Origin of the sequence: Mariniblastus fucicola (assembly GCF_008087665.1) — a bacterium.
In the GTDB taxonomy this organism is placed as follows: Bacteria; Planctomycetota; Planctomycetia; order Pirellulales; family Pirellulaceae; genus Mariniblastus; species Mariniblastus fucicola.
Genome location: NZ_CP042912.1, coordinates 291,511 through 304,053, shown reverse-complemented (window position 1 = coordinate 304,053; position 12,543 = coordinate 291,511). Strand labels below are relative to the sequence as shown.

General features: G+C 53.7%; 10 protein-coding genes. 8 read left to right on the top strand and 2 right to left on the bottom strand.

The window, feature by feature from the left end:
- Positions 1-101 precede the first annotated feature (101 nt).
- Positions 102-698, top strand: a complete 597-nt coding sequence (locus tag MFFC18_RS01195; RefSeq protein ID WP_075082576.1) for a TetR/AcrR family transcriptional regulator — start codon at positions 102-104, stop codon at positions 696-698.
- A gap of 74 nt (positions 699-772) precedes the next feature.
- Here the strand turns inward: MFFC18_RS01195 and MFFC18_RS01190 are convergent, their stop codons facing one another.
- Entirely contained in the window at positions 773-3,847 is a 3,075-nt protein-coding gene (locus MFFC18_RS01190) for a hybrid sensor histidine kinase/response regulator (protein WP_075082577.1), read from the bottom strand.
- A 509-nt stretch (positions 3,848-4,356) separates the two neighbouring features.
- On the opposite strand from MFFC18_RS01190, the gene MFFC18_RS01185 reads away from it, so the two are divergent.
- From MFFC18_RS01185 to MFFC18_RS01160, 6 genes are all read left to right on the top strand, one after another.
- Positions 4,357-4,845: an ATP-dependent zinc protease family protein gene (locus MFFC18_RS01185; RefSeq protein ID WP_084416828.1), complete on the top strand. Its 489-nt coding sequence runs from the start codon at positions 4,357-4,359 to the stop codon at positions 4,843-4,845.
- Positions 4,846-4,966: 121 nt separating this feature from the next.
- A complete protein-coding gene (locus MFFC18_RS01180) occupies positions 4,967-6,178 on the top strand; it encodes a RimK family alpha-L-glutamate ligase (RefSeq protein WP_075082579.1) in 1,212 nt (403 codons plus the stop codon).
- A 279-nt stretch (positions 6,179-6,457) separates the two neighbouring features.
- Positions 6,458-7,309, top strand: coding sequence for a serine/threonine-protein kinase (locus MFFC18_RS01175; protein ID WP_238381173.1), 852 nt, complete (start codon positions 6,458-6,460; stop codon positions 7,307-7,309).
- On the top strand, positions 7,306-8,115 hold the full coding sequence (locus MFFC18_RS01170) for a PP2C family protein-serine/threonine phosphatase (RefSeq protein WP_075082581.1): 810 nt from the start codon (positions 7,306-7,308) through the stop codon (positions 8,113-8,115). Before MFFC18_RS01175 ends, MFFC18_RS01170 begins: the two co-directional genes overlap by 4 nt.
- Positions 8,116-8,228: 113 nt before the next feature.
- A complete protein-coding gene (locus MFFC18_RS01165) occupies positions 8,229-9,290 on the top strand; it encodes a succinylglutamate desuccinylase/aspartoacylase family protein (RefSeq protein ID WP_075082582.1) in 1,062 nt (353 codons plus the stop codon).
- A gap of 33 nt (positions 9,291-9,323) precedes the next feature.
- Positions 9,324-10,313: an ATP-grasp domain-containing protein gene (locus MFFC18_RS01160; protein ID WP_075082583.1), complete on the top strand. Its 990-nt coding sequence runs from the start codon at positions 9,324-9,326 to the stop codon at positions 10,311-10,313.
- 375 nt (positions 10,314-10,688) lie between these two features.
- Here the strand turns inward: MFFC18_RS01160 and MFFC18_RS24710 are convergent, their stop codons facing one another.
- Positions 10,689-10,838: a hypothetical protein gene (locus MFFC18_RS24710; RefSeq protein WP_162273906.1), complete on the bottom strand. Its 150-nt coding sequence runs from the start codon at positions 10,836-10,838 to the stop codon at positions 10,689-10,691.
- 658 nt (positions 10,839-11,496) lie between these two features.
- Between MFFC18_RS24710 and MFFC18_RS01155 the strand changes: the two genes are divergently transcribed.
- Positions 11,497-12,462 (top strand): universal stress protein, encoded by a 966-nt coding sequence (locus tag MFFC18_RS01155; RefSeq protein WP_162273907.1) that lies wholly within the window; start codon positions 11,497-11,499, stop codon positions 12,460-12,462.
- Positions 12,463-12,543: the final 81 nt, after the last annotated feature.

Below are 12,543 nucleotides of genomic sequence, written 5' to 3'. Positions count from 1 at the left end.
ACTCGGCGGTATACTCTAGCACCCCACAGGTCACTGTAAACCGAAAAGTTTACATTTTCAAACTTGTGCTACACCTCCTTTTCTCATCCCCGGACGCTGTCTTGAATATCCGCCTGACTGATCGAAAACGGGCCTCCATCGTCGAGGCAGCCGTCGAAGGTTTCAGTCGACGGGGCTTTTACGCGACGAGCATGAATCACATTGCCGACTTGGCAAATGTCAGCAAACGCACGCTTTACAAGCATTTCGACAGCAAGGAGGCGCTGTTTGAGGCGATCGTTGACGAGATGATTGACCGGTCCGACAGCGTTCCGTACGAGGACTACGATCCGGAATCTGATCTAACGGAACAGCTAATCGCGTTGGCGCGTGCCGAGATTGACCTGATGGCTTCAGGTCCGATTCAGAATTTGGCGCGAGCCGGGTTGTCCCGTGTGATCGCAGAACCCGAAGTCGCGAAGTCGATCAATCATAAGCGATTTCTTCGGCACATCGTTCGTTGGTTGAAGCAGGCGAAAGCCGCCGGCGAACTGACCGAAATGTCGGACGTCCAACTTGCAGCGTGGCAGTTTACCGGATTGCTGAAGTCGTTTGCATTTTGGCCACCTCTGATTCGTGGAGAGGCTCGATTGACGCCTCGCCGACGCAACAAGGTTGCCAAGGAAACTGCTCAGATGTTTTTGGCTCGATACCAATAGGATCGCTGTCGATCAAAGCTCTCCGTTCGTATGCAGAATTTCGCTTTGGCGGGTTCGGCGATGTCCGTCAAATCTCAGGAACTGCCAAACGACGCATGGCAACGTTCCAGCCGCTGACTCAAATCCTGGACGCGCGATGCAAGCAGGACAAGTGTTGATTCCGCATCATCAAATGAATTTGCACGTCCCATCTCCTCAAGCTTCCCAGTCAGTTCGGCGGCCAATTCGTCATCGTAAGTTCGAACCAGTCCCTTCAGACGATGTGCGTTATGATGCAACGCTTTGCCGTCGCGATCGTGAATCGCTTTTTCAATTGACTGAATCAGATCCGGCGTCTCGGCCAGAAAAAAGCTGATCTGCATCCGCAACAGTTCTTGATCGCCGCCAAACCTTTCGAGGGCTTCGGCAAACGGTTCCATCGCCACACCCGACGCTGCGGCTTGCGCGGTCTCACCAGTTGCAACGATTTGTTTTTCGTCAGTGTCGGTCGATTCTTCAGCCACAACAATCGCTTGAGTGATCTGAGTTGCCCAATCGGGTGCGTCCTGAATGAGCAGTTGATTGTCGAGCGATTCGTCAGGCTGCAAATCAAAATCCGAGCGAACGGTATTGCCCCAGCGTTCCACTTTCTCAATCAAGTCTTTGACGCTGACGGGTTTGGAAAGATAGTCATCCATCGAAGCGTCCAGACAACGTTGTCGATCTTCTTCAGTCACGTAGGCCGTAACCGCGATGATTGGCAGAACAGCTTTCTCGTTTGGCAAATCTCGAATCTCTGCCGTCACGGCAAGCCCATCTTTCTCTGGCATCTGGACGTCCATCAGCACCACATCGAACTCTTCCTGCACGATCAACGCGAGCGCGCCTGCCCCGTCAGCAGCCTCACGCCACTGATGCCCGCGACGACGTAAAATCTCCCCGATCAGCTTTCGATTTGAAGCGTGATCATCGACGACCAAAACGTTTAAACAAACATTTGACCTTTCGATACTGTCTCCGCCGCTGGTTCCGTTCGCCAATCCTGCCAGCGAGTTCTGATCGGTCCCCAAAGTCAATTGAATCGAAGAAAACAGGGTTTTTGGCGAAACAGGTTTGATCAACCAAGCCTGAACTCCCAGCTCGCGGCACCTTTCAATCGTTGCGTTTCGGTCATCCGACGAGAACATCAGGACCGGCGTCGTGTTGTTCGATTCCGGCTCAAGCAACGACTCTACGACCGCAAAACCATCGATGTCCGGAAGCACCGCGTCGACGATCGCGAGGTCGTATCGCCGTGCGTTTTCGTGCAAAACTCGCTTGCCCTCATTTCCGCTGAACGCGAACTCGGTTTCGACACCCCAATGGTTCATCCAGCGACCGATCGCGTTCTGGTTTGCCTCGTTGTTGTCGATCACCAAAATCTTTTTGCCTGCCAGTTGTTTGCCAGCGTCGGGACTGAGTGAGACGAAGGTGCGGTTTGATTTTTTAAACGTGACAACGAAATGGAACGTGCTGCCTTTTCCCAGTTTGCTCTCGACCCAAATCCTGCCTCCCATCAATCGAATTAACTCCGAAGTGATCGCAAGCCCCAAGCCAGTTCCACCAAAGTTACGAGTGACAGAAGTATCTGACTGGAAAAACGCTTCGAAAATGCGGCTGGTTTTGCTTTCGGGAATTCCCGGACCAGTGTCCTGAACGGCGTAGTGCAGGGAAATTTCATCGTTGGTTTCGTCAAGCAGTTCTACGTTGACGTCGACGTGGCCGAAGGAAGTAAACTTGATCGCGTTGCCCACCAGGTTGACCAGCACCTGTCGCAATCGCATCGAATCGCCAACCAGTTGCTGGTGGATGTCGAGCGGAAAGTTACATCGCAGGGCAAGGCTTTTGCGCTGCGCGAGGACTCCAAGGGTATCAAGCGTTTCCCGTGTCACGTCGGCGACGTTAAAGTCAGCCTGCTCCAGTTCCAGTCGTTGGGCTTCGACCTTGGACAGGTCCAAAATGTCGTTGAGAATCTGCAACAGCGATTGAGCCGAGTTGTTCGCCGTGGTCAAGCACTCACGCTGGTCGATCGTCAGTTGTGTTCCCAATGTCAGTTCCGTCATACCGATAATCGCGTTCATCGGCGTACGAATTTCGTGGCTCATCATGGCCAGAAAATCGCTCTTGGCCCTGTTCGCCGATTCAGCGACTTCCTTCGCCGCAAGCATCGCCAGCTCAGCCTGTCGCCGTTTGGTGATGTCAGCCCCGATCGCAATCCAGCGCACTACTTTTTCGTTTTCGTCGCGAACCGGCGTCACCTGAAACTCAATCCAGATGGGGTCGTGGTCGGGGCCGTCGTGATGTTCGTCGCGTTTGATCGGAGTCCAGGAATACTCCAAGCTAAACGTTCGGCCCAACGTTAACGATTTTTCGAACTCGGTCGCCGCATCGCCTCCAGTCCGTTCGCCAAACAGCAGACTGAACGCTGAAAGACGATTGGACTCGTCAACCTCAATGCCGGAAAGTTTGTAAAACGCACGGTTGGTCCATTCCGCAACGCCAACAGAATCAAGAATCAGCACCGGATTGTCGGACTTGCTCGCGACCAGCGACAGGATGGCTTCGGCCTGTTCACTGCCTTTCCCGAGTACTTCTTTGCGGATCAACATTCGGTCGCGAAGTTGGTGCAAACTGGTGCGATTTCTATTGTACGACTTGCTCAACAGACCAAACGCTTCTTCCCAGTCGCCCTTGGTTACGACGCGGGCCCAGTTTTTAAGGATTCGAGTTTGTGGGATTTCAAAGCCTACTGGCAGCTGCTCAGAAAACTGAATTTCGAAACCCTCGTCCGGCGAACCAGTCAGCCGAAAGTTCGCGAACTTTTCGCCGGCCCGGCGCAAGCTTCCCAGCTTCTTGTCCGTGGCGTTGTTGGCCGCAGCAATCTCCTGTGGCCGAGTCGAGAAGTTGAATTCGAGCGACGTGCTGAGATCGGATTCGGTGAAGCGTACCGAGTTTTCGAGCAACGTTTCGGGAGGAAAGTCTGACAGAATCAGGAACACTGTTTTTCCAAGACGTCGAGATGTGCGTCGATTGAGCCCGCACAGAATTGCGATTTGCTCGGTTGAGGTAACCTGCCGATCAATGGAGTGTTGTGGCAAGTCGGTGAAATCGAAGACGAGGGTTTGAGGCATAGCTGATTCTCGTTGCGACTCTTTGCCGACCGTGCTAAAGCTCCACGATGACTTGCCGTCGCGTCGAGACAAAAGGACATTTCTAACCATTTTTCACTCGGTTGTCGCCTCGTTTGGCGGCTCGTTTCGCGATGGCTGATCGATGCGGGCAGGATGTACGCGTCGCGATCAGGCTTTGGTCGTTGCCAGACCATGATTGTCTGGATTCGGTAGCCGAACAGGATTCTGAATCCTGACTATTGCAATTGTCCCTTGCAAATCGCATGCCCGCGAACGCTGGCTTGATTCAATCATTCGAAGTCAGAATTCCGACTTGAACCTGCGGCAAGTTTCTGGTCGAACCGGGCAATAAGTCACCGGGCACGGAGCGTTGTTTGCCGTAAGATGCGGCAATCCGACAAAGCTTATAACGGCCGAGTCCGCGTTGGCACGGCGATTGCGAGCATACGGTAAACCAGTTGCCTCGCGGTATCGCGACCGGTGATTTGAGAACGTCCACAGGATACTTCATGGCTAAAAAGATACGAAACATCAAGGACTTGCCCGTCATCGGCTGGCGTGAGTTCATCGCTTTACCTGACCTTGGCGTCAAAAGGATCAAGGTCAAGGTCGACACTGGCGCTCGATCCTCTTCGCTTCATGCCTATCGAATCGAAGAGTTCTCCAAAGGAGACGAACAGTGGGTTCGATTTAAAGTTTGCCCTGACCAGCACTCGAACAAGAAAGTAGTTTCCGCGGAAGCCAAAATTCTCGATTCGCGATTGGTCAAAAATTCGGGTGGAAAGCAAAACCGGCGCTATGTGATCGAAACGACGCTCAGGCTGCTCGACGAAGACTTTCCGATAGAACTTACTTTGGCCAACCGAAGTGAAATGGGCTTCCGTATGTTGCTGGGACGGCAGGCAACCCGCAGACGGTTCCTCGTTGATTCTGGAGGTTCTTACTACAACGGACACCAGAAACCTAAAAAGAAAAAGAAGCTCACACCAAAATCCTGACCGGAAGCTCGTAAACTTCGGCTCGAACCTGAGCCTCCAATTCAAACGGCAGTTCAATCCCGCGGCCCGATCGCTGCCATCGACTCGCACTTCTTTCGCACACAACAGAAAAACAATACCAATGAAACTTGGCATCCTCTCCTGCGCTCCCAAATGCTACAGCACTCGACGTTTGGTCGAAGCGGCAGACCAACGCGGACACGACGTCCAGGTCATCAACACCAGAAAACTGGCGATTGACCTCGAAGAAAGCTCGCCTGAACTCTACTACCATCAGAAACAGCTCGGCGAACTCGACGCTGTCCTGCCTCGCATCGGCGCTTCGTTGACTTACTATGGAACCGCTGTCGTTCGTCAGTTCGAGCAGATGGACGTTTACACGACGAATTCTTCGGCCGGCATCTCAAATTCTCGCGATAAGCTTCGCAGCCTGCAGATCTTTTCGCGGCACCGAATTGGAATCCCGGCGACAGCTTTCGTCCGGGAAAAACAGGATGTTTTGCCAGCGATTGAACGCGTCGGTGGGGCTCCGGTAATCATTAAACTGATCGAAGGCACGCAGGGAATCGGCGTGCTGCTGGCCGAAACCGAGAAGTCGGCGGAAGCCATTATCGAGCTGTTGCAGAGCCAGAAACAGAATGTGCTGATTCAAAAATTCGTTGCCGAAAGCAAAGGCAAAGACGTTCGTGCGTTCGTCGTTGGCGATGAAGTTGTCGGTGCGATGCGTCGCGTGGCTCAAGGCCAGGAATTTCGCAGCAACGTACATCGCGGCGGATTGACCGAAGCGATTGAGCTTGATGATCACTACCGGGAAACCGCGATCCGGGCTGCCCAAATCATGGGGCTGCGGGTTGCCGGTGTCGACATGCTGGAAAGCAAAACCGGTCCGCAGGTTATGGAAGTGAATTCGTCTCCGGGCCTTGAGGGAATCGAGCAATGTACACAGTTGGACATCGCCGGCGCGGTGATTGACTTTATCGCGGGTCGCGTCGATTTCCCCGAAATCGACATTCGCCAACGCTTGACCGTTAGCCGCGGGTACGGCGTTACCGAACTGGCGATCCCGGACGGTTCAACTTACGTTGGAAAACGGATCGACGAAGCGGGCTTTGAGGAGAAAGATATCAACGTTCTGACTCTAACCCGCGGGTCAACCGTGGTTCCGAATCCGAAGAAGAGCCGGTTGCTTGAAGCCGGCGATCGGATTCTGTGCTTTGGAAAACTGGAGCTGATGCGCGAACTGGTGCCAGCAAAAACGCGAAAGAATCGGGAATCAGAAGTCCAGGATTTGCCCGGGCTGCCCGTAGCGCAACAGGTGATCGACCACGCGTAGCTCTCAGGATTCAACTCCGGTTTCGCGACAATTCCAAAGCGGAAACCAGACAAGACTCCGACCGGATAATCGATGGTTGGCCGCGCTATTTCTGTCCGGCGCGGCCATTGATTTGCCGCTTTCCGGCTCAACCGGTTTCGATCGGCGTGTCTGATTCAACATTTTCTCAGTGGCACACTGGTTGCAGATTGTCGCTTGCCGCCGACGAGGACGAATCGTTGCTCCGGCGGATCTTTAGCCTCCTTGTTGACAGTGTTGAGTCCGTTGATGGAACACACGTTGCCTGAACAGAAAACCCGTGCGTTCGACGCTTTGCCGCGTTCGAAACCGAACTTGAAAGCCCGTCAGTCGGTGGGCAAGTATCGTCTGCAGAAGCTAATCGGCGTCGGCGGTTTCGCCAGAGTGTACGCAGCCTTGGACACGATCGAAGGATCGCAAGTCGCGCTCAAGATTCCTCACGAACACTATGTCGACGACGAACTGATGGAGGCCTTCCGGCAGGAAGTCCGCTTGCTCGCCCGGCTGGACCATCCCAACATTTTGACACTCAAAGACGCCAGCATAATCGACGACCGGTTGGTCATCGCGACGCGATTGGGCAAAGAAACACTTCAGGATCGCCTGATGCGTCGCATGTCGGTTCCCACCGCGTTGGGTTTTGCAGAACAAATGATCGCCGGTGTGGCTCATGCTCATGAAGCCGGCCTGATTCATTGCGACATCAAGCCAGAAAACTTCATCGTGTTCGAAGGCGATCAACTTCGCCTGGCGGACTTTGGGATCGCCAAAGTCGCCACGATGACGATCTCTGGATCGGGAACGGGAACGGTTGGACACATGTCGACCGAACAGGCGATGGGCAAGCCTTCGATGCGCTCGGATGTTTTTTCGCTGGGCCTGATCATTTTCAGAATGCTCTCGGGAAAGTGGCCGGAGTATCCGTTTGAGTGGCCTGCTCCTGGCACCAACAATTTACGCCGCAAACACGTTCATCCGGACTTGATTGCGTTTATTCGAAAGTCGATTTCGCCCAAACCACGCGATCGATTTTCGGATGCGATTCGAATGGAAGAACAGTTTGGGCCCTTGCATGCGAAAGCACTTCGTCATCTCAAAAAGGCCAGGCGATGAGCACCTCTACCAAATCGAACCTGTGGTTGTTGGCTCACGACGACGAACCTGCCCAGTTTGAATTTTGCGGCGGGCACGCGTTCGCGTTCTCACGGACCAGCCCTAACAAAACGAGCGTAAACGAAGATGCGGCTGCGGTTGTGGAGCTGAGCCCTGAACACGGCGTCTTTGTGGTTGCCGATGGAATGGGCGGCGCGAGTTCAGGCGACCGGGCCGCAAAATGCATTGTCGAAACGCTCATTCATCACCTGGAGTCCTCGGACTTCGCTGGCGATTCGGCTCGTTCGCAGATTCTGGACGCCATCGAGGAAGCCAACCGTGAAGTGCTCGGCTGGGGAATCGGAGCCGGATCAACGGTTGTCGTGGCCGAATATCTTGACCGTAGCATTCGAACATTCCACGTCGGCGACGCGACAGCGTTGGTGTGCAGCAATCGGGGAACGCTGAAGCTTTCGACGATCGCGCATGCTCCCGTCGCGATGGCTGTCGAAGCCGGGATGATCGACGAATTCGAAGCAATCATTCATGAAGACCGACATCTGATTAACAACTGCGTCGGGTCGACGGAGATGAAAATTGAGCTGGGACCAGTGTTTGAGATGGCTTCCAGAGACACGCTCATCCTCGGTTCAGATGGACTGTTCGACAATCTGACGACAGAAGAAATCATCGATGTCATTCGCGTCGGGCACTTTGGCCGCCAGGCAAATCTGCTGATCCAATTGGCTCGGGACAGAATGCAGACTCCGGAAACACTTCCTTCGAAACCTGACGACATGACGATCATCGGGTTTCGACAAACCTGAGAAAAGTGCCGTCATGTGATGGACCGGGTCACCTCCCAAACAATCTTCATCACCCTCCGCCTCCGCGGTATTTTGCGAAAGAAACTGAATTGAACTGTCCAACCAAAACACCAATGCCCAACGGGTATGCAAACGTCAAACATGTCACCCGTGTCGACAAACTTCAAATTGAATCGCTGCCGAAAGGTCAGTTTTCCAAGCTGTTCATTGAGATCGTTGAGAACGGCATCGGCCGCCCCATCCAGGTTCCTGTCGTGGTTGCGCGCGGCCAGAAAGACGGTCCAATTTTCGGGATTACGGCAGCGCTCCACGGAAACGAACTCAACGGCATCCCGGTCATCCACCAATTGCTGGACAAAGTCAATTTGAAAACGCTCAAAGGATCCATCGTCTGCGTGATCGGTGCGAACATGCCCGGACTGTTGGCGGAGAAGCGTGAATTTATCGATGGCCAGGACTTGAATCACATCATGCCCGGCAAGCCAAACGGAAAACTTTCGCAGGTTTACGCCTACAACCTGGTCGACCGCGTCACCAGCAACTTTGACTACCTGGTCGACCTTCACACGGCCAGTCAGGGCCGTGTCAATTCGCTGTACGTACGTGCCGACCTGAGCGATCCAGTCACCTCGCGGATGGCTTACTTGTTGCAACCGCAAATCATCGTGGACAATCCGGCGTCGGACTATACGCTTCGCGGCGTCGCGGCAGAGCAGGGCATTCCGGCGATCACGGTTGAGATCTGCGACCCGCAGACTTTCCAACGCAATCCGATCAAACGAACACTACAAGGCATCCGGAGAATTTTGCGTCACATCGGCATGGTATCGACCAAGCAGCAAAACTTCGTTGTCCACAAACCGCCGGTCCTTTGCAAGAAATCCTACTGGGTCCTCGCGGAACGAGGCGGGATGATGAAGTTCATGCATCGCGTTACCGATCGGGTTAGCAAGGGCGAACCGATCTGCTCGCAAGTCAACATCTTTGGCGATCTGATGCGAGAGTACTATTCGCCGGAAGACGGCATTGTCATCGGGCACTGCATCAATCCACTCGGCCAAACCGGAGCCAGGATCATGCATCTGGGCGTCCTGATGGACGAAGCAGGACAGCAAAAGTTCTCTGCCATCAGCGGCTGTTCTCTTGAGGATCACTCGTGCAAATTGAGTTCGTGATGAACCAGGCAAAATCTTGAGAGGCCGACAAACATGAAACCAATTCTGTTCTTACTGAATGATCGATGGTCTGTCAAAAAAGGCGGGACCAACGCAACGCTGATGGCCGCTTGTCAGAGAAAGGGCCACGACGTTTATGTGACGGATGTCGTACACCTTCAGGCCTTAAACGCGTCTGAACTGTTCGCCGAAGCTATCTTGCTACCGAAACTGCAAGACGTTAAATCTTCGAAGACCTTGTCTACCCGCTTGTCGAAATGCAAAAGCAATCGGTTGCATCTGGGTTCCGTCGAAGCGGTTTTCATTCGCACCAGCCCGGGCAAAGACAATACTCGATCGTGGGCCCACCGTTTGGCATTGGAAGTCATGAGATTGGCCAGCGACAACGGCGTCAACATCGTCAACCATCCACAGGGATTGCAGAAAGCAACCAGTAAACTGTACACGGTTTGCCTACCGCCTGAGTTTGTCCCGAGGACTCTGGTTTGCCATTCGCTCAACAGCGTTCAGGCGTTTGCCAAAGAACTTGCCGGGCCGATGGTGATCAAGCCCCTGATCGGTTCCCAGGGCCGCGACGTGTTCTTCATCGACGGTCCGGAATCGCTCAACACGCGTCAGGTCGTCGACATCCTTGGGCGAACCGGTTACTTGATCGTGCAGGAATTTTTACCCGACGCGAGCGACGGAGACATTCGCGTGTTGACGCTCGACGACTCGTTGGTTGGCGCGGGAAGACCGATTGGAATCCGACGTACGCCTGCGGCTGGCGAGATGAGAAGCAACATTTCGCTGGGTGGAACAGCAGCGGTTGTCGAGCTTTCACAGCGTCAGGCTGAACTCTGCAAACGAATCGCCAGCCTGCTTCAGCAAGACGGCATTCGGTTTTCGGGCCTGGACTTGATCGGTGAGAAGATCGTGGAAGTCAACGTTTTCAGTCCCAGCGGACTGCAGGAACTCGAAAATTACCTGGGCGCCGATGCTCCTGCCGAAGTGATCGAGACATTGCTCAACGGCATCAACTGAGCAACGCTTGTTGCTACGAGCGGATTGAATTTCTGTCAGCACAACACAGCTCAGGCAGTACAAAAACAAACGCCGGCGATTCAGAATCGCCGGCGTCGTCTATAAATCATTGCTCAGTGCCTGGCTCATGGTAGAGCGTTGGGCAAAGCAATGTTGATCTGGAAGAAGAGGTTTTATTCGGTCGCCAGACCGGCCTCACCGTTCCAGGATTTTCGTCTGGGAACATCCTTATGCTTGATTCGAGATTCCTCTCGAGAGCCTTTGGAGTTCTTTTGACGAGGATGATGGTTCCACTTTTTCAGTGATTGTCGTTTTGAAAGACGGTTCATGTCCTGACTCGATTTACACAATCAATAACTTTTGACAGAAAGAACGCTATTTACGCTTCGCTGATTTGGCCTTTTTGAGTGGCTTGTTTTTGGCAGCGATTTTGGTCTCGCGAACTGCTTTCTTTTTGGCCTTTTGAGCCTCTGCTTTTTTACGGGCTTCAGTTCGCTTGTTGGTTTTGCTGGTTGTTGCTGGCATTTCCAAAATCCTTGTTACAGATTTCATGTGTTCGTTTTGAAATAGTCCTTCCAACGAAGGGCGTCGCCGATCTTTTGGCTATTTCGAGTTCCTGTCGCTGTTGCCGATCCTGTTGATCAGGACAAGGTCCTGCGATGTCGTAGTCGAAGGCAAACAAGCGATTGAACTGCAAACTTTGCTGAAGATCAGCGACGCCCGGCCTCCGCGGCACCAGCCGAGAATCTGTCGGCAATGGTCCACTCGGGCCGTGTTCGTTGTCCGCCGTCATCTGACGAAGCAGACTAACTCACGGCTAATCACTATTGCATCGGGCATGCCAAACCATGGCCCACCAGATTTTTGTTGGCCATGATTCCACGCTCGCTGCAGAAAGCTATTGAAAACGTTCGCTTTTTCGATTTGCCGCTGGCCGCGACAGACCGGGAGGCAGAATCAGAGAGCAGGGCGGGATCGAAAGACGGCAGGAACTTAGCCGATTCGTGAACAGTAAATGCTCGCGCAGACCAAACGCTTTCCACCAACTTTCTGCGCCTTCGCTGAAGGCCGTAACAATCCAAACTGGCACGCTTCGTGCACTTTATCGACGACGTTGCAGGCTGTCCGCTCTTATTGGAAAGCCCTGACCAATCGCGAAAACATCATCACCCAGTGCCCGAACATGAATCCGATCTTCAACCGAATCCTGGCCATTGAAGACGCCTATCGCGATTCCACACAAGCCCTCGAGTGGGCGGCCAAAATCGTTCCGGCCAACGGGCACGTAAAAGTTGTCGACGTTCAGCCGCCACTTTCTGCTTTTTGGCAGGAGCTGTTCCGAAACGAATACGAGGACTCGCCGGCTTACCATCGCAAGAAAGCGATCAGCGAGAAAAGCCGAGGCGTCGTGTTTCCAACAGAGCACGTGACCGGGCAAATCCTGAGTGGCAATCCGACCGCGGAGATTGTTCGCGAGGCCATCACGGGAGGTCACGATCTGGTCATCAAGGAAGCGTGGGCGAAAGCCAGTGACGTCGTATTCGGCAGCCTCGACATGAGGCTGTTGCGATACTGTCCGATCCCCGTTTGGCTGGCTCATCCAGACCGCAGCCCAAACGCCTGCCATCGGGTTCTGGTGGCACTCAATCCGGACGCTGGAGAGAATGAGATGAAGCTGAACGAGCGACTGTTGCGATGCGCGTCGTCCGTCGCTGTCGGATTCGATTGCCGGCTGCACGTGGTCGCCGCGTTCCAGCCTCGCACATCCGCCTTTCCGATTCTCGACCGGGAATCGTTGCGGAAAGTCGAGCAGCATTCACGAAAGACACGAAAGCTGGCTCAGGAGAAGATCGCATCGCTCGTTCGCGCCAGCCGCAAAGCAATCGACCCGAGCGACATCGTTCTCGCAGATGGTGATCCAGACGAAGTCATCCTCAACTCGGTCGATCTGATCGATCCAGACTTGCTGGTCATGGGCAGTGTCGCCCGAAATGGTCTCTCGGGATTGCTGGTCGGCAACGCGGCCGAACGAGTGATTCGACAAGTCAACTGTTCGGTGTTAACGGTCAAGCCGCAGGACTTTGTAACTCCAATCTTGCCTGAGCGAATCGAATCGCAAGACTACGGTGGGCTTCGACCGGCATTTTGACTAAAAATAGTCATTGCGAAAAAATGACCACGCGGCCGATCGTTTTGATGTCGGCCGTGTTTTTTATTTGTCACAACACTG

Bases quoted from the DNA above. Each gene is read 5' to 3' on its own strand.
- MFFC18_RS01190 (WP_075082577.1), bottom strand. From the start codon at position 3,847: ATGCCTCAAACCCTCGTCTTCGATTTCACCGACTTGCCACAACACTCC.
- MFFC18_RS01185 (WP_084416828.1), top strand. From the start codon at position 4,357: ATGGCTAAAAAGATACGAAACATCAAGGACTTGCCCGTCATCGGCTGG.
- MFFC18_RS01180 (WP_075082579.1), top strand. From the start codon at position 4,967: ATGAAACTTGGCATCCTCTCCTGCGCTCCCAAATGCTACAGCACTCGA.
- MFFC18_RS01170 (WP_075082581.1), top strand. From the start codon at position 7,306: ATGAGCACCTCTACCAAATCGAACCTGTGGTTGTTGGCTCACGACGAC.
- MFFC18_RS01165 (WP_075082582.1), top strand. From the start codon at position 8,229: ATGCCCAACGGGTATGCAAACGTCAAACATGTCACCCGTGTCGACAAA.
- MFFC18_RS01160 (WP_075082583.1), top strand. From the start codon at position 9,324: ATGAAACCAATTCTGTTCTTACTGAATGATCGATGGTCTGTCAAAAAA.
- MFFC18_RS24710 (WP_162273906.1), bottom strand. From the start codon at position 10,838: ATGCCAGCAACAACCAGCAAAACCAACAAGCGAACTGAAGCCCGTAAA.
- MFFC18_RS01155 (WP_162273907.1), top strand. From the start codon at position 11,497: ATGAATCCGATCTTCAACCGAATCCTGGCCATTGAAGACGCCTATCGC.